Genomic DNA, 23457 nt, shown 5'->3' on the forward strand with positions numbered 1-23457 from the left:
TCTCAGGACCCCTACCCATCGTAGCCTTGGTAAGCCGTTACCTTGCCAACTAGCTAATGGGACGCATGCTCATCTTTCACCGTTGTGACTTTAATTATAAAATGATGCCATTCTATAATACTATGAGGTATTAATCCAAATTTCTCTGGGCTATCCCTCTGTGAAAGGCAGATTGCATACGCGTTACGCACCCGTGCGCCGGTCTCAAAGTCCGAAGACTTCTACCCCTCGACTTGCATGTGTTAAGCCTGCCGCTAGCGTTCATCCTGAGCCAGGATCAAACTCTTCATCGTATATTGTCTGTTCTAATTGCTTAGAACTAATTATTATTCGAATCAGTCTCTATCGGTTCATTTCTTAATCTCTCGATTATCTTACTCTTTATTCTTTTGTCTCGTTGTAAAACGAGACGGCTGTCAATTCAATATGTCTACGAACGTATGTTTCTTTTTCAATTTCGCTTGTGTTTCAAAGCGGGTGCAAAACTAAAACTTCTTTTTGTTTCTCGCAAGAAAAACTTGAAATATTTTGAAACTTTTCTTTCGTCTCATTTTTCTCGTTTTTCTTTCAATCTCTCAAGGAACTTTCCGTGTTTTGCGGGGTGCAAATGTAATATCCGTTTTCAAATCCCACAAGCTTTTTTTGAATTATTTTTCAAAACTTTCGTTTCTCTTAATTCGTTTGCTTGTCAGTGTTTCAGTGAACGTTTGTCGTTGTTGCGGGTGCAAAAGTAGCACCTTTATTTGCATTTCCAAGGGTTTTTATCATATAATTTCAATCTTTTTTATAAGTCGCTGGTATGTGGGTTTTTATAACGCAAAGTTTTTTTGGACTTTTCTGGAATTTGGTCTTTTTAGGTGGTTTTACGCAAAGACACAAGAGTGTTTTCTCTTTGGGCCTGTATCCGCAAAGGCGCAAAACTGGATTTTATCTTGCTATATTGGGTTCTCGCAAAGACGCCAAGGCGCAAAGTCTTCCTTTTTCTTGACGGAAAATGATCATCCCTTATGGAAAAACAATAATTTTCTTCTGGAAGCAGTTCCTTATTAAAAACTCCCGCCCCCGATCAGATGCACTAAATACTTATATATGTATAGAAAAAAACAATCCCGCCAGATTATGAAATCTGGCGGGTTAAATATTGCTCCTATATATTATAGTGTAATAGTATATCTAATATATATAAGTATTAATTCAAACTATCTATTACTTCTTTTGTCATTTGAATACTTTTCAATTTTGCTTCATCATCAAAAATAAGGTCTGTTGCTATCAATTCATTACTGTTAACTAAGTTAATATATCTTCATATATTTGCTCAAAAATTTTTTTCACACAAATCAAAATCTCAATTATTAAATTGTCTATATACAATGACTTCATTAGATCTAATAGGTAAGTATTCCATATCAGGAAGTAATCAGGAAGAAAACAACGAAATCAGCTATAAAGGGATTTTGACTTTATCCTTAGACAAAAACAATCGAATTATTGCAAACTGGCTTATTAACGGCACACAAAAGCAAAAAGGTTCCGGTTTCTTTAAAGACGATATTCTGGTAATCAACTTTAGTTATAAAGGTGACGATCATAAAATCTACAAAGGAGTTGCTGTTTATCGCTGCGTTACCAAAGATTTTCTAGATGGATTTTGGTCTGAAAAACATGGCAACCCTTTTTATCTCGGAACAGAACATTGTTTAAGAATGGAAAGTACTGAAACACTCAACTAAGTATCTTTTTTATTTAAAAACTATTCCTATTTAAACATCAATTCGGCATAATACAATATACTGTTTAAAATAACATCCTCCGTTTTTTTTGAGTTGCCTAAATTCTTTTCTTCACCCATAAATTCATACAGCTTAGTTTCATGATCATAGGTAACCGTATTACCCGAACTATCATCAAAACTAATATTTACAGTTGTTACATTTTTACCTTTAAGTGCAGAAAATTCTTGACTAGCAATTTTTGCTCCTTTTTTGTAAATTATATAATTGCCTTTATAATTAAGCCTACTATAGCTTACACCAAACATTTCACCGCTTGACTGAGCTGTAGTTACATTGCTAATCGTAACTGAATAATCACCAGAACTTTTAGTTTGGGCTGTTAATTTTAGTGCTAATATTAAAACACAAAGAGTAAATAGTTTTTTCATAGTTTTAGTTTAATTGGTTTTTTAGTTATTTCATTGAAATATAAACAATTATTTTTTTTTAATTCAAACAAATCTAATTTTAGAGTGCTTTTTTTTGCCGAAAAATTTACAGAAATACATTTGTTTCTACAGGATTTTGTTGTTTTCAGAAATTAAGAACAAGGTTAAAACCTACCACAGCAATATCTCCTTATTAGCTTAATAAAAAAAGGTACAATTATGTAACTGCACCTTTTTAATACTACCAATATTTTTGCATTAAAATTGTATAACTGGCATTGCTTCCTGCCCATAAATTTTTATGCTTAATTGCTCTATTTAAAGCATCGGCTTCAGTTGTGCCAAAATGCACAGAGACTACATCATAGCCACAATTATTATTCTCTTTTGCCCATTTAATAACACACATGTTCGATGCTGACTTTCCAAAATCAAATTTTGAAGAACCAACACGAATTCTCTTTGCATTAGGATATTTACTCTTTAAAGTCGTTTCCAAGTCTTTTTCTTCCTGATAATAATTGCTGGCATCAACTAACTTATGACTGAAAAATTCGTATGTTTCTGTATTACATCTATTAGAGTACACTAATCCGTAAATCATTACTTGCTCATTGGCGTTGTTTTTTAATACGAAACTGCTCATTGTTATAAGAAGCAACAATAAAGTTGTTGCATATAATGATCTTTTTTTCATTTTTAAAATAGTAAAGTTTTAGTTTTAAATTTTTGAGAAATAATTACCGTTTGAATTTAACCTAATTGCAGTATAAGACATCTTCCTTTTTCTATCGTAACGTATGTCACTTTATAACTAGGACAAAAGACAGAACCGCCTCCTTTTACCTGAATTTTGTGCGATCCCGCAGTCAGCAAAAGTGTAACTGCGCTATTGCTTTTTTCTCCACAGTTTGGGGTTCCGCTTATTTTGTGCTCTCTTAAAGTAGCTTTTGATTCATCATCAACATAGACAGAAAGTCCGCTTGAGCATGCAAAAGGACTATTTGTATAAATGGTAAGCGATCCTTTTCCATTTTCAACCTTTCCTTCGGTTTCAGTTAAAAAACCTTCTCCTTCAACATAAGATTCTGCATTACAACCCAATATTAATAATAAAAAAGATAATGAAACAAAATATTTAATTTTAGTATAGTTTTTCATGTTTATAATTTAAAGTAAAGAAAATTCGTAAAATAATTTAATTGAATAATAAGGCGTGCTTTTAGGATCTGGCAAGGAATATTCTTTGACTCCCGCAATAACATAATTATTAGAAAATTCAAAACCAATACCGAAATCAGCAGAACTATACGTTAAACTGTACATATAAAGAGGCTTCTCAAAAAAATCAAAATCGTAGAAACTTGGTTTATCAACATTCAGCATTACCGTAAGATTCGAGTATTTATCCATCCTGCCAAATAGTTTAAGCCCAGCTCCTACTCTCATAATACTATAATCAAATTCTCCTTTTCCGATTGTATTTGTTGCCACTGTTGAGCCATAAGCATTTGCTGAAGAAACATCATAATCAATTTCTTGTGAACCAGATCTGCCTAAATATTGAAATAATGTAGCAACTTTAAACCACTCATATCCAAAATCTAAATTTACTTTGGCATTATAATGCAGATAACTCACTTTTATGCCTTCCATAGGATAAACACCATAACCTGCTGAAGTTCCTAAATTAACATCAAAATATTTTGATCTGTAAAACCATATGTTTACGCCAATGTTAGCAACCGCAGCAGTTAAATCTTCTGTGGTTGTTATTGGCGTATTTTGATCGGAGGTTTTATTCATTAAAATTGGCACTGAATTATATTCTATGCCCGAATAAAAATTAAACATGAAATTTTTACCGCTCTCATCAACAGATTTTCCATTAGTCCACATATCAAGGACCACAGATTGTGAAACTCCAGCAACTGCCGCGTCGGCCAAATATTGCTGATGCGCATTTTCCATTCTGCCATACAAATCATATTTTTTAGTCAAATATTGATTTTGATCTTCTGGACTAGTTGCAAGAATGTCATATGCAAGTGCCGCCTTTTGTCTGTTGTCTGACATTCTATTAGCCTCGGCCATAGATTTCATATAATTCTTTTGTTTAATCCTAAGATTTTCAGAATTGAAATCCGTTTTATAATTAGATTCATACGAATCAATTCTTTTGTTGCAATATTCTATTTGATTCAAAAGCCATTTTTGATCCTTTGAACCTTTATCTACATATTGCATTGCATCCATATATCCATTTTTTGCAGTGTAATAAGCCGCTTTTGCTTCAGCACTTTTTTTCATGTAATTTTCATGATTTTGCCTAATTTGAGGTTCATATAAATCATCAGCAAAATTTTGAATGTAAGTATTATTATCCCACCATTCTTTTTTAAGTTCTAATTCATCATACGGTTTAATATTATCTGCCTTTTCCCTAAGATCCCATGCAATGTCCAAATATTCTGTATACTTAATTGGATCGTCTTGCATTATTTCTTCTATAGCACTTATTTGCTCATCATCTTCAGAACGGCGTTCTAAAGCTTCTTTTTTAAGTTCATCTTCGTCTGCTTTTTCTTGTGCTTTTTCTCTTTCTTCTTGTTCTTCTCTTAACTTTTTAGCTTCTTCAAGCACTTTTTCCCGATCTTGTCTATCAAGACTATCAGCAATACTATCTTTTCTTGCTTGTAAAAGTTCGTCAGCAATTCGATCTCGTTCTGCTTGAAATTTCTTTTTTTCCGCTTCTTTCTTTTCGTAAGCTTCAGTATTTGCCTTCTCTTCCTTTTCTATTTTTTCTTTTATTGCTTTAGCTTTATCTTCCGCTTCTTTTACTTTTCTTTCTTTGAGGTCATTCACTCTGTCTGATTGATTTTTAGCATAACCATTATTGACATCTTCCTTACTTGCCTCCTCATATAATCTAGAAGCATTGTCATAATTACCTCTTGCCTCTTCAGCCTGAGCCGCATTCATGGCATCATCGTATCTTTTTTTAGAACTTAACTTTTCAACACGCTGTCTAATTTTTTCCAGCTGCGTTTTAGCATAAGCATTATCTTTATCAAGTCGTAATATTGCTTTATAGTTATTCTCGGCCTCAGAAAAATTCTCTCTATTCAAGGCATTATCCCCATTTTCAATAAATCCCTGAAGTTCTTTTAGTTTTTTTTCTTCTCTTAGTTTGCTTTCGATTTCATTAATAAGTGAAGACAAACCATTATAAGAAACACTTTCAACTCCAATAATTTCAACATTATAATTTGAAGGATCTTTTTCCTCTGGTGTTTTAGCATCTTTTATAGGACTAGAATCTCCAAAAGCGTTTGCTCCTAAACCAAGAATCCAGAGCTTCATTTCTTTTCTGAAATTATTTGGCCCCGTAACTACTACCTTTATAATAGGATCACGAACAACTACAGAACGAACAGGAACCTCATTACCTGAAAAAGTAAATTGCCTGCCTTTATACTGATATTCTAAATTATTAGAACATTTTGCCTCTGCTTGAATTTGAATTTCACCAAACACATTTACTACTGCATACGAAAGATTCACGGTTACTAATGTAAATCCGCTGACTTGCGAAGGCGGTTTATAGAATAATTTAATGTCTTTTTTAACATTAGGTTTGTTCTGGGCACTGACTGCACAACAGAATAATGTTATAAAAAAAAGTAGAGTTCTCTTCATTGATTAAAAAATTTTAGGGGGTTATTTGTTATTTTGTTTTCTTATTATATTTTTCCTGGGCCGCTTTGATCAATTTGATTTTTTCCTGATCTGGCACCTCGCATCTGTGTCGTTCAAAATCCATTTTAGCTTTATATTCAAGCCTTATGGCCGTTTTTTCATCAGGCTCAAAATCTAAAGTGTACATTTGTCCGTCTTCATTAGAGAGCAACCAAATTGTTCTTTCTTCTAAAATTATTTGCTGGGGATTCCATTTAGTCAGATCAACTTTTCTGGCTATTTTCTTGTTCTTAAAGTCGTAGTTTACTAAATGATTTTGGTAATAAAACCAAATATTTTCTGCATTAGTTTGTAAAATTTCACTGTAAGCATCAGGATAAGAATCAGTTGAAGGAACTATTGTTTCCAAATCCAATTCCAGTATTTTCTTTTTGTTGTTACCAAGGATTAAAAGCTTGTTTTCACTCAATAAAAAAGTATTGCTGGTGCTGGTTTTAATTTTATATTCAGCATTTGACAACTTGTTTTTCTTTAAAAAATCCCGAGTAATTTCGGATCCATCATGCGTTAGGAATTTATATTTTCGAACAAAAACCGGAATTGTATCTAAGAAAAAATTAGTCTTAGCTTTTGTATTTAACAACTTACCATTATAATCTACTTCAAACCAATTATCGTCTTCGGCGTTTACTGCGATTTTATCTTTAAAAAAAACAGGCTGGTTTTCAACACCATAACCAATATTAATTTCCCAGATTACTTTATTTTGTTTTAGATCGTAGGCCATAAACTTTCCGCCATCAGCCAGTACTGTTCCATACATAACATCATTTAAAAAATAAGGTTGCTTAGAAATTGATTGAAAAGGAAGTTCATTAATTTTAGCTCCTGTTTCCAGATTAAATTGTGCTGCTCTGAAAACACCGTTTGCATATTGTCCGTTAAAAAAAGTATTGCCGTGCAGATAAAAGCAAGCTTTTGATTTCTCCTCGTTTCGCATTTTCCATTTTACTATTCCATCTTTTTTCTGAATAGAATAAACAGAATCATTTGATGCATTAAAAAGAATGTTTGTGCCTGCCGAAGTCAAATACCCCTTCTCTACACGTGGCTTAAAATCTGTGAAAACAAAATTTGATCTAGAAATTTCTGTCTGCGAAAAAACAGAACAGCAGATAAAAAAAAGACAATAATTAAGAAAATAGTAGGTAGGTAATTTTTGAGGCATTCGTTTTTTTTAAGTCTAAATAATAAAAGGTTGCTCCACAAAAGTAGATGATGTATAGAGCCAAAAAAATACCCCAAAAGGAGTATTTTTGAGTATGAAAAATAATTAAATTACACCTTGAAGAATACAGTTTTTAATAAGTTCTGCGGTGTTTTTAGAATTGGATTTTGCCAATATATTATTGCGGTGTTTCTTTACTGTCAAAGGGCTGATGAAAAGTTTTTCAGCAATTTCAGTATTATTTAAACCATTCCCGATCAACTTAATAATATCAATTTCTCTTTTAGAAAATTCGGCAGATTCATTATTAATTTCATCAAGACTCAAATTCATAAATGAGGGTTCGTCATTTAAACCAATAAGTGATATTTTATACGTATTAAAACTGCTCAAATGATCAATACGAGTATGAATGTTTAACGATTTTCCATAACCTCCATTATCATCCATAGTCAACATTAATGCTTGATGATTGAATAAAGCATATTCGCCATTTTCCAGTCGGCATCTGTGACTGTAGCTAATTTTATAAGTTAAAAGTTTTTCACGTCCAATATTTTCATGAAAGAATTTGGTCAAAAAGGCTTCGGCTTTTATTACAAAATCAATATCTTCTGGATGAATTGCACCCAAAACATCATTAAAAGTAATAGTTTCTGGGTCAAAGCCGTGCATGGTAAACAAAGAAGGACTGATATGTGAGAGTGACATATCAAAAAAATCAATTATATAGAACGAAAATGGTCCTGTACTGATAATTGAATTCGTAAGATCATCAAAAGAAATTTGATGCTGGTTAGTGCTTTTAAGTGTACGATTGGTTTCCCAAACATCGTGAAGGTTTTGTATCTCAGAAAGCATAAAAATAATTTACTTTAAACATTTGTTAAAGCAAATTAACATAAAAAAAATCGAATAAAACAAACTTACTCAGCTAAAATTAAGTGGTATTCAAATCACCTCAAATATTGCTTTATAGACAACCACAGTGCCTTTTTACCTAACTACCACAAGTAAAGATTTTTAAAAAATCAACCCATAAAAAAAACTAAATTTACTCTTAGAACATTCTTTTTGTTATTTATATTCTTTTAAAATTATATCTACAAAATATAACAGAAGTTATCTGACAAAGAAATAGAAACATTGTTTTTAACATTTGTTCAATAACAAAAAAGCTGAATAATTTTATTATAATTTATAATCGTCTTTCTTTTCCCAATTTAAATTCTATCACAATAATTCCTTTTATCTCTTCATATTTTTTTTGAAGCAAGTTCCTTATCACTCCCATTTCTTACCTTATTTTTACCTTAAGGTGTCTACGGATTTTTCTTCCATTCAAAATTCCCATTTTGACGTACATTAAATTTTGTAACCTTCCCATTTTCCTTTATAAACTCACATTCTGCCCCCAGAATATTCCTAAACTGGAATTTTGTATCAGATTGAAAAATTAATGGAACAGTCCCTTGTCCTGAAATTTCAGCAATTAAATACTCATTTTCTTTTTTGATTGTTATGGTTCTTTTAGTATCTATCGATAATCTATAAATACCTACATATTCATTTAATACTGAAGGATCTACTTTTACTTCATTTTGGAATGTTTTTCCCAATGCAAGACTAGCAATATCAACTGATAATTCATCTTTCGGAGCACATTCACAATTAAATAATGCAGCAACAAATACATCTTCTTCGGGATAGTAGATTTCGTTAGTCAGAAACCCTGTTATGGCTCCGCCGTGCTCTATTGATTTTATACCATTTAGATTTTTTAATATCCAGCCATAACCATATTCTGTAGCACTTCCATCTTTTAATTTAAAAGGTACAAATGCTTTTTCTAGGGTTTCTTTTTTAAGGATTTTATAAGAATATAATCCCTTGTTCCATTTAAACAAATCTTCAACATTTGAAATTAATTCTCCTGCAGCATATGCAATAGTCATACTCCAGTAATCAGCATTTTTAAATGTAGTTCCCTCTTTTCGGTAGCCGCTAACTCGGTTGGGAATAAGATTATTCGAATTGTCAAAATAGATATTATTTAAATCTAAAGGTTTTAAGATGTTTTCCTGCACATATGCTTTATAACTTTTGCCTGATACTTTTTCAATAATATATCCCAGCAGAAAATAGCCCGAATTACTGTACTTGTATTTCGTTCCAGGCTCAAATTCTAAAGGATAATTTTTAAAGCGATCTATAAGTTCCTTTGGATCAAAATCTCTCCTTTCTAAATTAGATTCCTGATAATCAATCTGCATATAATCTTTTATTCCTGAGGTATGGGTCAATAGATTTTCAATAGTTATCGTTTTGGAATTTGATGGAAAATCGACAACAAATTTCTGCAGGCTGTCCTGCAAAGAAATTTTACCCTGCTCTACTAATTGTAAAATTGCTACAGCTGTAAATTGTTTTGTTATAGATCCCAGTTTAAAAACCATTTCAGGCGTAATGGGCACGTTTAATTCAAGGTTTGCGCTTCCAAATGCTCTTTTATAAACGACCTTTCCTTTTTTTGCAACCAATACTTCGCAACCGGGTTCCGATTTACCAAATCTAGAGGAAAGTAGTTCATCCAATTTATTTTCTAATTGTTTGTCTTGTGCAGATTGCCCATAAGTACTAGCACAACAAAAAAGGCATAGAAGAAAATATAACTTATTCATATGTCAATTCATTAGATATTATTAAATGGGTTAATATAATCTGATCGTACTGAATACGCTATTTAGCTATTTTTCATTAAAATTAATCAATTTCTTTATTCCGTTATTAAATTCTAAGCTAACAATTCCGTTTTTCTCTTGAATTTTTAAAGGAATCAGTTCTTTATTCTTCCATTTTTCACCCGATTTTTTCCAAAGCATCAAAACTGAAAAAATATTAGATTTATTTGGTTCAGAATTGGCTACAACATTTATCACTGTACTTTCATTGCTTTCTGGATGCAATCCTTTCGCATTTATAATTTCAGACTTATTCCACCCTAAAAGTGCAACTACAGCCAGTTGATATTTTCCATTATCGATAATTGTGACTTCATGTCCTTCAATCTTCTTTTTAGTTGTAATAATTTCTTTATCTAATTTTGGGAGTGCATAATGACCTAAACGCATTGAAACTGCCTTGTCGCTATTATTTTTATCTACTCTTAAAATTCCGTTGGGCAAAGGAATATCGGCTAGATTAAACTGTATGTTTTCGTCCGTTTCTAAAACTGCATTTCTGTAATAAATACCGTTTTCAAACTTTTTAAAAGTATATAATCTAAAAGCTTCCCATTGCTCTTTTTTGTTTTTAATGACATAGTTCATTGCTACTTCGCCATTATTGCCATCGGCCTGCCATGGGAAAGCGCTGTTGTAGGATAATCTGTTATAGTTTTCTGTTGATCTGAATTTCTGCCAATCACTGCTTACTTTTTCATGACACCATGCTCTTACTTCTGAAGCGCCAATATTAGGATAATCAGTAATAAGGATTTGTGAATCACCTTGATATTTATTGTAAACTTCATCTTTTTTAAACTTAGTATCCCAATCTCCATTATTTTCTTTACTGTTCCAAAACGGGTTATTATCAGGTACCAATAAACCTAAAAAGATTTTTCCCATCCAATATACACTTCCGCGACAGCTATAATTTTGAACCGCTGGCTCAAATTCACCATAAAAGCCAAGTGTAGGAACATTGTCTTTCATAAAATCAGGATGCGTTAAAAACTGTTTTATAACACCCGATGAAATTCTGCGCATCCATCCATAATTTGTATTTGGATCATTTTGAAATCCCATCAACGGAAAAGGAACGACTGCACCAGTTCTATAACTGATACTTCTTCCCCACATAATCATTTCACCATCTTTGCTAAATAAATAAGGATAATTATATTGTAAATCATTAAAATTTACAGCAAACTTCGCCGCAAATTCAGGATAATATTTTTTTCCAAAAAACTCCGACCAAATTGTTCCATACATTTGGAAGGCCCACATACTGTAATAATCAAAAGCTGGGGCATCATTGTACCAGCCATTGCCTCGATAATGTTTCAGTGACTTTTCTAAATATTCAACAAGAAGTTTTTCATTAACATGATATCCTTGTTCTTTGAAAAAACTCAATACAAAAATGTTGAAAAATTTCCAGTTCGAATCAACAGTTGGGCCATCGCCGTAGCTTAGCATTATTTTGGCCAGATCGTCTTTTTGTGACTGCGGAAGTGGTTTCCACAAAACATCAGAGTTTGTCATCAACGAAAGTGCTAAAGCTCCAAATTCAACTAATTTTTGGCTTGGTCCTCCATTTTTTCCTCGAGGTTCAATATATGATGCGCTTGTAGGATCGGTTAATTTGCCAATTTGATAACGATAATAATCGGCAACTTTAATGTTGTTGATTACTAAATTTGGATTCTCTTTTAATAAAGGAGAAGCAATAAACAAAGTTCTGCAAAGACCTTCTAATTTTTCAGTTGGAACTTGATTTTCATTTGATGGATAACTTTTTCCCTCTTGTTTCGGGAATTTCATCGGATCATCAATTGAATGAACGTAGCTGAACGCGCCTTCTAACAAATAAAGGGCAGCATCTTTCCAATGCTGTTTTGTCATTCCTGTATAGGGACTGATGTTAAAATCAGGATTTTTTATCTGAAATACATTACCGGTATTTTCCTTTTGCTGTGAAAATAAAGATTGACCGAAAATAACCGCTAAAAACAAAAATGCTCTTAATTTATTCATTTTTAAAAACTTTGTAATACTTTAATATAAATTCTATTTTTTCAAGACTGATTGAATCTTGATACTACTTTTAATTAATCCTTGCGAAGTCACTTCAAGATTTATAACACCTTCCTTATTACTTTTTATAATAATCAAAGCACGACCATGCCAAGCTTTTCGAGAATTTGCAATATGTAAATCAGCGTCTTTTAAATCAGCACTATCAACTCCCGCAATTGTTCCGCCTGAAATTTTAAAACTAAGCTGATTTTGAGCATTTGGATTCAAAATGCCTTTATTGTCAGTAATTTCAACAGTCACATAAACTAAATCTTGATCATCAGCTTTTATTGTTTTGCGATCAGCTGTTAATTTTATTTTAGCCGATTCTCCCGACGTCTTTAATACAACTGATTCCGTTTCTTTGCCAATTAACAAACCAACGGCTTTCAATTCTCCTTTTTCATATGGAATTGTAAATGTAGCTTTGAATTCCTGAGCTATGCCAGTTTCCTTTTCGCCGAGATTTTTTCCATTCAGATACAATCTTACTTTTGGATATTTTGAATAGACTTCGACTTCAATATTTTTTCCTTCCTGATTAGGCCAAGTCCAGCTTTCCCAAGTTGGCCAAACTGCCCAAGATGTCAGTTTTATTGCACCCCTGTCTGGATTTGGCTCTCGAACGGCCAGATATATTTTTTCATTTTCATTATAAAGCATACTTCTATAATGCGAAATTGGTTTTCTCCAGCCAGTCAAATCAACATCTCCACAATAAGCGCCGTGCCAAGGATATAGATTTGCTGTCCAGTGTTCCCCTTCCTGCTCACCTGGATATATATAACGTCCAATTCCAGATTCACCTAAATAATCCATTGCAGTCCAGACAAAATCGCCCAAAATATAATTGTGTTTTTGAACCAAATTCCAATTTGCGAAAGCATCTTTCGGATACGATTCTGTTTGAATAATGATTCTAGAAGGCACTCTTTCATGATCTGATTCGGCATGATGAAGCTGATAATTATATCCCGCAACATCATGTTCAGCCATTAAAGGATCAAAAATGTCCCAACCTTGATTCCAAGTTGTCATTGCCGATGTGACGGGGCGCGTTGGGTCTATGTTGCGAATAGCATTTGCCAGCATCTTTGCCGTTTCAAATGCTTCTGGTTTTGTTCTTTCGATAATTTCATTTCCGATGCTCCAAATAATTATTGAAGGATGATTGCGATCTCTCAAAACCATAGATTCAACATCGTGTTTCCACCATTTATCAAAAATGCTGGCATAATCATATTTGTTTTTTTGCTCTCGCCAACCATCAAAAGATTCATCAATTACAAGAAGACCTAATCGATCACAAGCATTTAAAAAAGCTTCAGAAGGCGGATTATGAGAAGTTCGTACAGCGTTAAAACCGGCGGTTTTAAGTAATTCTACTTTTCTTTCCTCGGCACGGTCATAAGCAGTAGCTCCTAATGCACCGTTATCGTGATGGACGCAGCCTCCATTTAATTTTATGCTTTTTCCGTTTAATAAAAATCCGTTTACAGCACTAAAATTAATTGTTCTGATTCCGAAGTCCGTTTTTGAAACATCCAGGATTCTTGTCGCCGTTTTGATTACTGATTTTACTTCATATAAATTCGGCGTTTCAATTGACCATAATTTTGGATTTTCAACTGTAAAGATTTGTGTGATTTCTTTTTCTTCATCTGGTTCTAAAGCTAATTTGCTTTCAGAAAAAGGAGGTTTTTTACCAATAACATTTTTGACCGCTGTAGAAAGTATTACATTTTGCGGAAATGCAGTTTGATTTTTTACAACAGTTTTTACCTCAACCTTTGCTTTATTATTTTCAATTTCTAAAGTAGTAACGGCAACACCCCAAGTTTTAACGTGAACCAAGTTTTTCACCATAAGCCATACATTGCGATAAATGCCTGAACCACTATACCATCTGCAGTTTTTTTGTTGTGAATTGTCGACCTTAACCGCGATTGTATTTTGTTCTCCGTATTTTAGATAAGGCGAAAGATCATACTCAAAAGAAGTATATCCATAAGGCTGCACTCCAACCGATTGTCCATTAACAAATACTTCCGAATTCATATAAACGCCTTCAAAATAAATGGAAACCTTATATCCATTCCATTCACTAGGCACTTTAAATGTTTTTCTGTACCATCCCTTTCCCATTGGATAAAAACCGCCGTCTCCACCACTCGGATTATCTTTTTCTGATTTTCCTTCGATGCTCCAATCGTGCGGTACATTTAATTTTCTCCAATTACTGTCATCCAAATTGGACTGACTATTTTCAGTCGCATCTCCTAAAGAAAATTTCCAATCAGAATTAAAAAACTGTTTTCGTTCAATTAATTTATTCTGCGCGGTTACTTTTAAAACACAGCCAATTAATACTAAATGAACTAAAATTATGGTCGTAATAAATCTCTTTTTTCTAATCATTATGGTTTGGTTTTTAGATAGTCGGCAATTATATTTAATAACTTAAACAATATCATTTTGAATTATTTAAAATGCGGTAAGCAAGTTATTAAATAAAAGTGTAAAAAAAACACTTTTAAAGTTGCTGCAACTATTTTGCTAGAGACTTTTAGACTTTATTTGTTTAATTCCTTCAATTATATATTGGTCCATAATAAAATTTGAAGTATTTTCTTTTACAAAGGAATCTATTTTCAAACCCTTTCTTTGAGCACTTGTTCCATCTGGATAAAATGCTCCCATACTAGTGAAACTAACGTCGGTTCCATCCGGCATCTTAAAAACAGCAATATTCAAAACAGAACCAGCAGTTTGCTCACCAACAGTAAAACAATTTGGTGAAGCTTGAATTGCCATTCCAATAAATTCTGCCTTGCTTTGAGTATAATGATTGACTAATAAAATTATTTTTTTATTATAATATTTTGAGTTGCTGCTTCCGCTTTTGAAAGGATCTTTAATAATGCTTATTGAAGGTTCGTCATAATTTGCCAATGAAGGTCTGTTTACCATTGCAAAAAGCACTTTAATAAATTTTTCCCTCTCTGGATAAATATACTGGGCAACATCATCTCCAGAAATATTTTTAGGATAATTTCTTAAATCAATTATAATTCCATCGGTAGTAGAAAATTCTTCAAAAGCCTTTTTAATTTGATCTTTGGAAATCGTTTTTAAATTGATATAGCCGATATTATTATCTATAAGCTGCCATTCTTTTTCTATTCGAAAAAAGGGCAAAGAAGAATAATCCTTATCTTCAATAGTTTTATAAAGATGAATATATTTGAATGTAACCGAATTTTCTCGCTTAATTTTTACCTTGACGCTGTCTTTTGTATTCATCATTAGCCATCTTTCATCCCATTTTTTCAAATAAGCGTCATTTGATGAAGAAAATAAAGCACTTATTTTTTGTTTGCTGAATGATTTAATATCCATACCATCAACTTCAACAATCAAATCGCCTAATTTCAAATCATCTTTTTTTGCTAATTTATTTAATACCCAACTAATTACTAAAGTATCATTAACTCTATTTACCCCAAATGGAGGTTTAAACTTTAAGATAGAATCTACTACTGGTTTGGCAAAATAATAGGAATGAGAATCATTAAGCGCAACAATTAATCTGGTTTTTGCTAATTCATATTTAAGCTGATTTGTACCATTTGAAAAATCATCAACAAAATAATCTAATTGGCTCAACCAGTTTTTATCCATCAAATATTTATTCACATAATGATATTGAATCGCATTCCAAAAACTAAAGAGTTCTAATAACCTGTGACTTTTAATTTTATAGTCAAATGATTTAAATCCTTTTTCGTTTTGAAATGTTGGGATTTTAGTGAGTGATTTATTTGAAACATAATAATCACTAATAATTGCATTTTCTTTTAATTGTTTTAAAGAATTATACAGTTTTTCGTTTGATGCATATGTTTCTATCCAATCATAATCAAGATTTTTTTTGAATAAATCATTGGTATCATTAGCTTTCTTTATTTTACTTGGTTCAACTGATAAAATAAAATTCAGCAAAAGCTGATTGAGATTTTCTTGTGTATTGATAGCTTCTAGTGTACTAAAATTTTCAACAAATTTTTCGTCCCAATTGTATTTTCCTTTGCTAATTTCAGAATGATGATATTTCATTAAACCCCAAACAAGACCAAATTGCTTGTATTTTTCGGTGTTATTAATTGGAGATTTTTCTTGAGATATCGTTTGCAGAATCAAACAAAGACAGCATGTAATTGTAAAAACGAATTTTCTGTTCATGAAATTTTTTATAAATTTATTATTATCAACTACTAAAAAACATTTCAGATCAAATTTTATGGCAAATAAGGTTTTATAACTACTAATTTATCTCCAGATAAATCAATTTCAAAAAATTTCGGGATTCTAACCGTTCTACCTTCAACTTTTCTATGGCTGTGAACTGACATCAACCATTTGCCTTCAAATGTTTTAAATAACATTCCATGACCAAAATTTGGAGGTGTAATTGGGTCTTTCTCCTGAATCCATGGACCGTCCAACGTACCGCTTTTAGAATAGGCTACTCCCTGTGTATAAACATCATAAATCCAGCTAGTCCAAATCATTCCTAAACGCCCAGTGCCTGTTTTAAACAAGTAAGGCCCATCGGTAACTTTATTCGGTTTGTCGTTACCTTTACTATCTTTTTCTCTGCTCCAAGGAGAATCACTTGCTTTAAAAAGTAATTTTCCTTGTCCTATTGAACCACTCAAATCTGGTTTAAGCTCTATTTTTTCAATAGTTCCGTTACCATTTTGCAACCATTCATAACAATAGATCATATATGGTTTTCCATTCTTATCAATCCAAAATGTGCCATCAAGTGTGGGTTTATTAGCAGGCAAATAAATATAATCTTTCATAGGTATATAAGGACCATACGCATTATCACTAACCAAAATATGACTCGCACGACGCTCAATACTATTACCAGCAACTGTATCTATTATTTTTTCTCTATTTGTAAAAGTCGCGAAGTAGTAATACTTATTTTTAAACTCATGTAATTCTGCTGCCCAAATCATGGGGTTTGGTCCCATCCAGGAATTTGCATCTGTTTTGGCAATTTCATTAGGACCACTCCATAATTTTAAATCTTTGCTCTTCCAGAGTAACCCGCCTGTACCGGTCATATAGTACATATTGGTTTTCTTATCTGCTAAAATAGCCGGGTCGCTTAATCTAATTGAATCTAAAGGAACAGCTTCTTTAATTGGTCTCTTTTTTTGAGCATGTGCCGTTGAAAAATATAAAAAACATATAAACATAGAAAAAACAAAACGTGATTTCTGTTTAAAACAATTTTGCTGCGTTTTCATTTTCATAATTTTTAAAATAATATGCTGTGTTAGCAACTCCTAATTTATAAATTTACAGATATAAAACTGTATTTATTGGTTTTCTGTAAAAACGCTCAAATTCCATTTATCAGCCCATTTCAAAATAGGTTTTTCGCTGGTAATTGTTAAGGGTAACCAAATGTAACTTCCGTCAATAGGGTTTTCAGGTTTCCAGCGGTCTGCCATGAAAATAAATTGGTCTTTTTTTTCCGAAACAGGTAAAATATAAGTGCTTTGAGAATGAAAAGTCAAAGCTGAATCCTCACCCACACATGGATTTCCTAATGATTTCCATGGCCCTAAAACCGATTTAGATGAAAAAGAACGAGCCTCGTTAGGATCCCAGCCCGTACAACCAGAAGTTATCATATAGTAAATACCGTCTTTTTTAAAAATAGCTGGTGCTTCATTATGACCTGCAGGCGCCATTCTGGTCCATTTTTCAGTAAAATCTAAATAATCAACTGTAAGTTCTGAAATGTGAAGCGTTAAATTATCTTCAGAAGAATGAATTAAATATGCTTTTTCGTTATCGTCAACATAAACGGTCATATCTCTGGACATTTGGCCTTTATTAAAATCTCTGCGAACAAGCAGACCGTTGTTAATAGCTGTCAGCCATTCAGGACTCCATGATTTCAATTGACTTTCATTTGCGGAAGCGGTTTTAAATTCCTCTTTATAATCCATCGGCCATATACCTTTATTTGGACGATATGATTTAATAAACTTAAAAGGACCTTTTGGATTGTCGCTTATTGCAACTGCTGCCTTTGCTGCATTATATCCCTGACCTTTAAGTTCCAAATGAAACCACATTATGTATTTACCCGTTTTTTTGTTGAAAATAACTTTTGGGCGCTCCATCACGCATCCTTTTGCTATTTCAGAATTCGGATTTTCTTCTGTTTTCAGTACAATTCCCTCGTTTTTCCAATTGTATAAATCTTTAGACGAATAACAGCTGAAACCAATTAAAGATGTATTTCCGGACTTTCCGCTCGTTTTGTATTCGCCATACCAATAATACGTTCCTGCATCAAACAGAATTCCGCCACCGTGGGCGTTAATATGAACTCCATCAGTGTCTTTCCATTGTTTTCCTGGCGTAAATTCTTTATTTTGACCGTATATTAAGATGCTGATAAAACTTATAATAATCGAATATTGTAATCTCATTTTAAATATTTTTTTGATAAACTCTGATATAATCTATGATGTATTTTGACGGAAAACTATCTGATGTAAATTCCCCGCCATTTATGCCTCCAACAGCCAGATTGACCAATATATAATGCGGTTGTTGAAACGGAAGTATTTTTTGATCTGAATTTTGGTTAGCTTCTTTTACATTAATCTCATTTAATAACTGATCGTCGACATATAATCTAATCCAATCGGCATCCCAGTCCATTCGCCAAATGTGAAATTTATCTGCCCATGAATTATCTTTAAAATCACTCAATTTTACTGTTTGACTATCCCAAGCAACATCTGGCTTATTTGATTTCCAAGCGGCATTTGCTAGAATTTTCCCTGTATAATATTCCATAATGTCAATTTCTCCATTTGCAGGCCAGTTTCCTTCAATGCCCAACGTCCAAAAGGCCGGCCACATTCCGTTTTTTACCGGAATTTTAGCCCGCATTTCGAATCGGCCATACTGCCAAGAATGCTTTCCCTGCGTAATTAAACATGAAGAAGTGACTTTTATAGAATCTCTTTGTTTTTTCCAGTCACGATGATTTTTAGAAATAAAATTCGGATTCGCTCTGTTTTCTTTTTTGGCTTCAATAATCAAAAAACCATCCTTGCAATAGGCATTTTCCTTTTGATACCACTGATCTTCTTGATTTCGTACAAAACCCGATTCGTAATTCCAATTCTTTTCATCCGGAGCTCCGTTTTTTGTAAATTCATCACTCCACATCAATTTATAATCTTCTGAAGCTGAAATTTTTTGTTTATACCTGACAAAACTAAAAAGCAGCATTAAGACAATTCCTAATGCCAAAAACTTACCAATAAATCTCATTTTAAATCTCTTTTAATCCCGATTAATTTCAGAAAGTTCTAATGCGTTTTCGTAATATGATAAGGGATCCCGAAAGACCCCCCTCATCATTTCTACACTAATTAAAACCAACCTTTATTTGTATGCGATTTTTTATTTTTTAATAATTCTGAGCGATATATCTGGATGTGATTGCATCTTTATCAGATAAATTCCCGGAGGTTGATTTTCAATATTCAAATGAATTTTGCTGTTTGTATTTCCATAATTCCCTGTTGAAATTACTTTACCATCTGAAGTGTAAATTGTAATTGTTCCAGCTTCTTCATCGGTTGGCAAAATAACATCAAAATGACCAGTTGTTGGATTTGGAAAAACGCTGATTGTTTCAACAGATTCTTCTTCTATTGAACTCAAAGACAATGTATTGGTACTTTTGGCGGTTAAACCTGATGTTGTCAATGTTTTAACCTGTAATGCTGCAGAATAAAGACTTTCGCCCCCTGCATTTTCTGACGCAATTTTATAGAAGTAATCTTTATTTGCTTCTAAATTAGTGTCTCCAAAAATGCTGTCTTTTACATATGCATTTATGATATCGTAAGTACCGTTAACAGTTGTTGATCTTTTAATTTTATAAGATTCAGCTCCAGATACTAGCGTCCATTTTAAATTGATTGCTGATGACGATACTGCTGTACCTGTAAAGTTTGTTGGAATTGCAGGAATTGCAGGCTGATCGTAAACCAATGTCGCAGAATATGCTGATTCAACATTGTCTTTGCCCACAACCTTAATTCTGTATTCGGCATGTGTATGAACCACATCAATTTTTTGGATAATATTGTAATCTGTTGATTCATAGAAAACTGAAAACGCGCTTTCACCTGTCAGCTTTCTTTCAAGAACATATTTATTGACTAATTCCTGATTGAATCCTGTCCATTTTACAGTAATATTTTTATAATCTGCTGACAGAGTGTAACTCAATGTTTCTACTTTTGTTTTCCATGTCGGAATGTATTCTTTGGCTGAATTATAGGCTTTCGCCGATGCATTTTTAGCATAATATTGTCCAGCGGGAGTTAAAACCGTATAATCAGTTGATGTACTCGCAATTACTGGTGCTGTTTGCAACCAAACATAATTTTGCCAATTTGGATTTCTTGTTTTAAAAGCATCATTGATAGTAACATACATTGCTCTGGCATCTTGTACCCAATTGTATATAGAATAACGTTCTACATAATCGGCACTTTCTAAAACAGTTAAAATCGCTGCTAAATCATTTTTGTGTTTCGTTGCATTTGCATCTGTAAGTGTATTAACATCATCTGGAAAATTATTAGCTGTCCAGTTTGCTCCAATATTCCATTCTGTAATCCAGATCGGTCTTTTGTATTTGTCATAGATGTATTGTAAATCGCTTTTCCATTGTGCCGCCGTTTTATACCAATAACAATGCAGCGCAACATAATCTATTCGATAATTATTTGCCTCAGCCTGTGTCATAAAATTTGCCATCCAAGGATTGTATGGATCTGACGTTGCCGGAGAACCTACACGTAAACCTGATTTCAAAAGACCTGGCCATGAACTTATCGCTGCCTCAACAGTCATATTGGCCTGATCTGTGTGGTCTGGCTCATTAAATCCTAAGAAATGCGTGTAGCCTTCTTTTGTATATGCTGGGGTAAATGACGGCCAATATTGCGTTTGGCGAATCGGAACATATTCTACGTTTGGTGTGGTATCCATTCCTGTGTTCCAATTGTAATACCATGTAATATTCGTCGAATTGATGGCCTCTGTGCTTCCACCGGCAAGTCCTTTTTTAGTGACTTGGTGCCATCTCATCGTTCTGATAAATGAAATTGTTCCTTTTAAATTAAGTGGTAAAGTTGGAACTTCAAGATCTTCATTTTCTGCAATATAAACTCTGCTATAACCTGACCCATCTGCACTTGAAGCAAAAGTTGCCATGTATCCTTTTTTCAATTTAAATGATTTGATGGCATTATTAAAAGATCCTAAATTATCAAATGTAGTTACGGTGGCATATTGTTGAGACGAACCTGCATAATTTTCTTCTGTAAAAACCTGCAATGGCTGCTCGCTTACTGAATATGGAGAAACCACTGTTCCTGAGCCATAATTTGTAACATTTGCATTTGTACCATTACTTGCAAGAGCTCCGTTTATTGAAACATATTGTAATTGTGAACTGATTACGTCGCTCGGTTTGACATTTTCAAAATACAAACGGTTATCTGCAGAAGTTAAGTTTACTGTCGAATTAATTAAAGGATTATTCCCGTTTTTAAGATATAAAGAAGCCGTTCCGCTTAAAACTACTTTTGATTTTGTGTAAGCCGCAACGCTTGTGTTGGTTGAAATATTTAAAGTTTGCAACGACGGACTAATAACTTTTACTGGCGCGTAAGCTACATTCTCAAAAGTTACTGAAGTTACTGACATATCTACAGCTCCTGTTGCGTAATTTTTACCAATTACAATATTTGCTGTCTGCTGACTCTGAATTTTTAAATCACCAATTCCAAAAAGTGCTTTGGCTCCGGTGACGTTGACATAATAAGTACCAGCAGTTAGGGATTGAAATGCCAAATTTCCTTTTCTTAATTTATTAGCGGCTCCTGTTACAAAACTTGCCGTTGCCAAAACTGTTCCTCCGCCATTTGCAGCTGTAGAAACGCTTACTGTCATTTGAGAACCGGGAGCTAAATTTGAAATATATTCGTAAATCCATGAAAACTGATAGCCTTTTGTTGCTTCTAATGTTACTGGAAAAGAATAAACTGAATTTTGAAGTGCGGTACTATCCCATCTGATGTACATTAATCTTCCGCTATAAACTGAATTATCGGATTCAAATGTATGACCGGTAGTTACATCCATAAATCGTGTGCCGCTCGTACCGTTTGCCGTAGTAAAAATGGTTGGAGATGTAACATTTGTCCAGCCATAAGCGGCCGGAGTTCCTGCATTATCATTAAAAAGTCCGTCCCAGTTATTGATTAAATTTGAAGATTTAAGTTTTAAATCGGCAATAGCCATAAGCCCGTAATCACCTGTTATTGTCAAGTAATAATTACCATCTAAATTGGAAACAAAAGATAAATCCCCTTTTCTTAATTTGTTAGCATTACCAGTTGTAAATGTTTTAGAAGCTATAACACCAGATCCGTCAGCGCCTGATGATATTGCTACATTCAATTTGGCTCCGGGAGCAGCATTAGAAATGTATTCGTAAATCCATGAAAATTCATATCTCAAACCTTGTTCCAGTTTAACAGGATAGCTATATGTTGAAGCTGAGTAGCTTGCATTATCCCAACGAATATACATTATTCTTCCGCTGTAAACGGAGTTATCTGATTCAAATGTATGTCCGGAAGTTACGTCCAAATATCTAACGCCAGAGGTCGAATTTGCTGTATTCCACGGAAGTGTTGCAACGGTATTTGCCCATCCATAAGCAGTAGGCATTCCTGAATTATTTCCGGTAACTCCTGCCCATCTTCCTAATAAATTATCTGTTCCGTACGCTATCGTTCCTCCTGAACTATCATTTAAAAAATCGAGTGTTTTAGAAGTTAAATAATGCCCGTCCTGATAAATATTGACAACACCATCTTTTACGGCATATCTATAGGTTTGTTCTTGAGCATTATCTACAGAAGTGCTTAAATTATCTGGTATTGACAATATTGTGGTATTATTAAAGGTTGTTTTATCTAAAGATGTTCTAAATCCGAGGCCAATTGTATTTTTTACCTCAACATCTAGTCCTCTTCCAACAGCTGAATTGACTTTGCCTTTTACTTCTAAGGTAAATTCAGTTTGATTGGACAATGGAAATGATATAATATCTGAACTCACAGCATTTGTAAAGGTTTTAGAACCATTTAATGTTGTGGCTAAATTTGCTTTAACAGGCAAAGTAGGTGCTTGTGCATGTATATTGAATACAAAAACCGATAACCAGAATAATAAAAATGTGTATAGTTTTTTCATATGAAATATCTGTTTTAAAAATTATTTTAAAATTTTTGTTTAATGCTTTCATTGGTAACCGACAAAATTATTTACTTAAGAAATTTTGAATTTCTCTCGCGTTTATTAACAGGCAAAATTGTATTGAAATTTATTCATGAATTATAGTGTACAGTAAAAAATTCAAGAGA

Annotated in this window: 15 protein-coding genes and 1 rRNA gene; 1 reads left to right on the forward strand and 15 read right to left on the reverse strand. The window is 33.0% G+C overall.

Features of this window, described 5'->3' with window-relative positions; genetic code table 11:
* Positions 1-293: ribosomal RNA gene (locus EV145_RS14310) — 16S ribosomal RNA — on the reverse strand; the annotation flags it as partial.
* Between the two features lie 1080 nt (positions 294-1373).
* Between EV145_RS14310 and EV145_RS14315 the strand changes: the two genes are divergently transcribed.
* Positions 1374-1733 carry a hypothetical protein gene (locus EV145_RS14315; protein ID WP_133525884.1) on the forward strand — a complete coding sequence of 120 codons (360 nt, stop codon included), beginning with the start codon at positions 1374-1376 and terminating at the stop codon, positions 1731-1733.
* Between the two features lie 26 nt (positions 1734-1759).
* Here EV145_RS14315 and EV145_RS14320 read toward each other — a convergent pair whose 3' ends face one another.
* From EV145_RS14320 to EV145_RS14385, 14 genes are all read right to left on the reverse strand, one after another.
* Positions 1760-2164, reverse strand: a complete 405-nt coding sequence (locus tag EV145_RS14320) for a hypothetical protein (RefSeq protein ID WP_133525885.1) — start codon at positions 2162-2164, stop codon at positions 1760-1762.
* 241 nt (positions 2165-2405) lie between these two features.
* On the reverse strand, positions 2406-2861 hold the full coding sequence (locus tag EV145_RS14325; protein ID WP_133525886.1) for a hypothetical protein: 456 nt from the start codon (positions 2859-2861) through the stop codon (positions 2406-2408).
* Positions 2862-2917: 56 nt separating this feature from the next.
* On the reverse strand, positions 2918-3325 hold the full coding sequence (locus EV145_RS14330) for a hypothetical protein (protein ID WP_133525887.1): 408 nt from the start codon (positions 3323-3325) through the stop codon (positions 2918-2920).
* A 9-nt stretch (positions 3326-3334) separates the two neighbouring features.
* Positions 3335-5863 (reverse strand): hypothetical protein, encoded by a 2529-nt coding sequence (locus EV145_RS14335; RefSeq protein WP_133525888.1) that lies wholly within the window; start codon positions 5861-5863, stop codon positions 3335-3337.
* 28 nt (positions 5864-5891) lie between these two features.
* Positions 5892-7091: a PQQ-binding-like beta-propeller repeat protein gene (locus EV145_RS14340; protein WP_133525889.1), complete on the reverse strand. Its 1200-nt coding sequence runs from the start codon at positions 7089-7091 to the stop codon at positions 5892-5894.
* A 105-nt stretch (positions 7092-7196) separates the two neighbouring features.
* Positions 7197-7952, reverse strand: coding sequence for a LuxR C-terminal-related transcriptional regulator (locus tag EV145_RS14345; protein WP_133525890.1), 756 nt, complete (start codon positions 7950-7952; stop codon positions 7197-7199).
* Between the two features lie 461 nt (positions 7953-8413).
* On the reverse strand, positions 8414-9772 hold the full coding sequence (locus EV145_RS14350) for a serine hydrolase domain-containing protein (RefSeq protein ID WP_133525891.1): 1359 nt from the start codon (positions 9770-9772) through the stop codon (positions 8414-8416).
* Positions 9773-9838: 66 nt separating this feature from the next.
* Entirely contained in the window at positions 9839-11851 is a 2013-nt protein-coding gene (locus EV145_RS14355; RefSeq protein ID WP_133525892.1) for a DUF2264 domain-containing protein, read from the reverse strand.
* Between the two features lie 33 nt (positions 11852-11884).
* Positions 11885-14311, reverse strand: a complete 2427-nt coding sequence (locus tag EV145_RS14360; RefSeq protein WP_133525893.1) for a sugar-binding domain-containing protein — start codon at positions 14309-14311, stop codon at positions 11885-11887.
* A 138-nt stretch (positions 14312-14449) separates the two neighbouring features.
* A complete protein-coding gene (locus EV145_RS14365; RefSeq protein ID WP_133525894.1) occupies positions 14450-16135 on the reverse strand; it encodes a S41 family peptidase in 1686 nt (561 codons plus the stop codon).
* 56 nt (positions 16136-16191) lie between these two features.
* Positions 16192-17217 carry a glycoside hydrolase family 43 protein gene (locus tag EV145_RS14370; RefSeq protein WP_208110907.1) on the reverse strand — a complete coding sequence of 342 codons (1026 nt, stop codon included), beginning with the start codon at positions 17215-17217 and terminating at the stop codon, positions 16192-16194.
* 72 nt (positions 17218-17289) lie between these two features.
* Entirely contained in the window at positions 17290-18417 is a 1128-nt protein-coding gene (locus EV145_RS14375) for a glycoside hydrolase family 43 protein (protein WP_133525895.1), read from the reverse strand.
* A gap of 1 nt (position 18418) precedes the next feature.
* Positions 18419-19273 carry a family 16 glycosylhydrolase gene (locus EV145_RS14380; protein WP_133525896.1) on the reverse strand — a complete coding sequence of 285 codons (855 nt, stop codon included), beginning with the start codon at positions 19271-19273 and terminating at the stop codon, positions 18419-18421.
* 132 nt (positions 19274-19405) lie between these two features.
* Positions 19406-23287: a glycosyl hydrolase gene (locus EV145_RS14385; RefSeq protein WP_133525897.1), complete on the reverse strand. Its 3882-nt coding sequence runs from the start codon at positions 23285-23287 to the stop codon at positions 19406-19408.
* Positions 23288-23457 lie beyond the last annotated feature (170 nt).

This window comes from Flavobacterium sp. 245, from assembly GCF_004362055.1.
Classification (GTDB): domain Bacteria; phylum Bacteroidota; class Bacteroidia; order Flavobacteriales; family Flavobacteriaceae; genus Flavobacterium.

Excerpts from the sequence above, each read along its gene's own strand:
- EV145_RS14375 (WP_133525895.1), bottom strand. The coding sequence starts at position 18,417 with ATGAGATTACAATATTCGATTATTATAAGTTTTATCAGCATCTTAATA.
- EV145_RS14345 (WP_133525890.1), bottom strand. The coding sequence starts at position 7,952 with ATGCTTTCTGAGATACAAAACCTTCACGATGTTTGGGAAACCAATCGT.
- EV145_RS14340 (WP_133525889.1), bottom strand. The coding sequence starts at position 7,091 with ATGCCTCAAAAATTACCTACCTACTATTTTCTTAATTATTGTCTTTTT.
- EV145_RS14380 (WP_133525896.1), bottom strand. The coding sequence starts at position 19,273 with ATGAGATTTATTGGTAAGTTTTTGGCATTAGGAATTGTCTTAATGCTG.
- EV145_RS14325 (WP_133525886.1), bottom strand. The coding sequence starts at position 2,861 with ATGAAAAAAAGATCATTATATGCAACAACTTTATTGTTGCTTCTTATA.
- EV145_RS14330 (WP_133525887.1), bottom strand. The coding sequence starts at position 3,325 with ATGAAAAACTATACTAAAATTAAATATTTTGTTTCATTATCTTTTTTA.
- EV145_RS14385 (WP_133525897.1), bottom strand. The coding sequence starts at position 23,287 with ATGAAAAAACTATACACATTTTTATTATTCTGGTTATCGGTTTTTGTA.
- EV145_RS14315 (WP_133525884.1), top strand. The coding sequence starts at position 1,374 with ATGACTTCATTAGATCTAATAGGTAAGTATTCCATATCAGGAAGTAAT.
- EV145_RS14365 (WP_133525894.1), bottom strand. The coding sequence starts at position 16,135 with ATGAACAGAAAATTCGTTTTTACAATTACATGCTGTCTTTGTTTGATT.
- EV145_RS14335 (WP_133525888.1), bottom strand. The coding sequence starts at position 5,863 with ATGAAGAGAACTCTACTTTTTTTTATAACATTATTCTGTTGTGCAGTC.
- EV145_RS14370 (WP_208110907.1), bottom strand. The coding sequence starts at position 17,217 with ATGAAAACGCAGCAAAATTGTTTTAAACAGAAATCACGTTTTGTTTTT.
- EV145_RS14350 (WP_133525891.1), bottom strand. The coding sequence starts at position 9,772 with ATGAATAAGTTATATTTTCTTCTATGCCTTTTTTGTTGTGCTAGTACT.
- EV145_RS14355 (WP_133525892.1), bottom strand. The coding sequence starts at position 11,851 with ATGAATAAATTAAGAGCATTTTTGTTTTTAGCGGTTATTTTCGGTCAA.
- EV145_RS14360 (WP_133525893.1), bottom strand. The coding sequence starts at position 14,311 with ATGATTAGAAAAAAGAGATTTATTACGACCATAATTTTAGTTCATTTA.
- EV145_RS14320 (WP_133525885.1), bottom strand. The coding sequence starts at position 2,164 with ATGAAAAAACTATTTACTCTTTGTGTTTTAATATTAGCACTAAAATTA.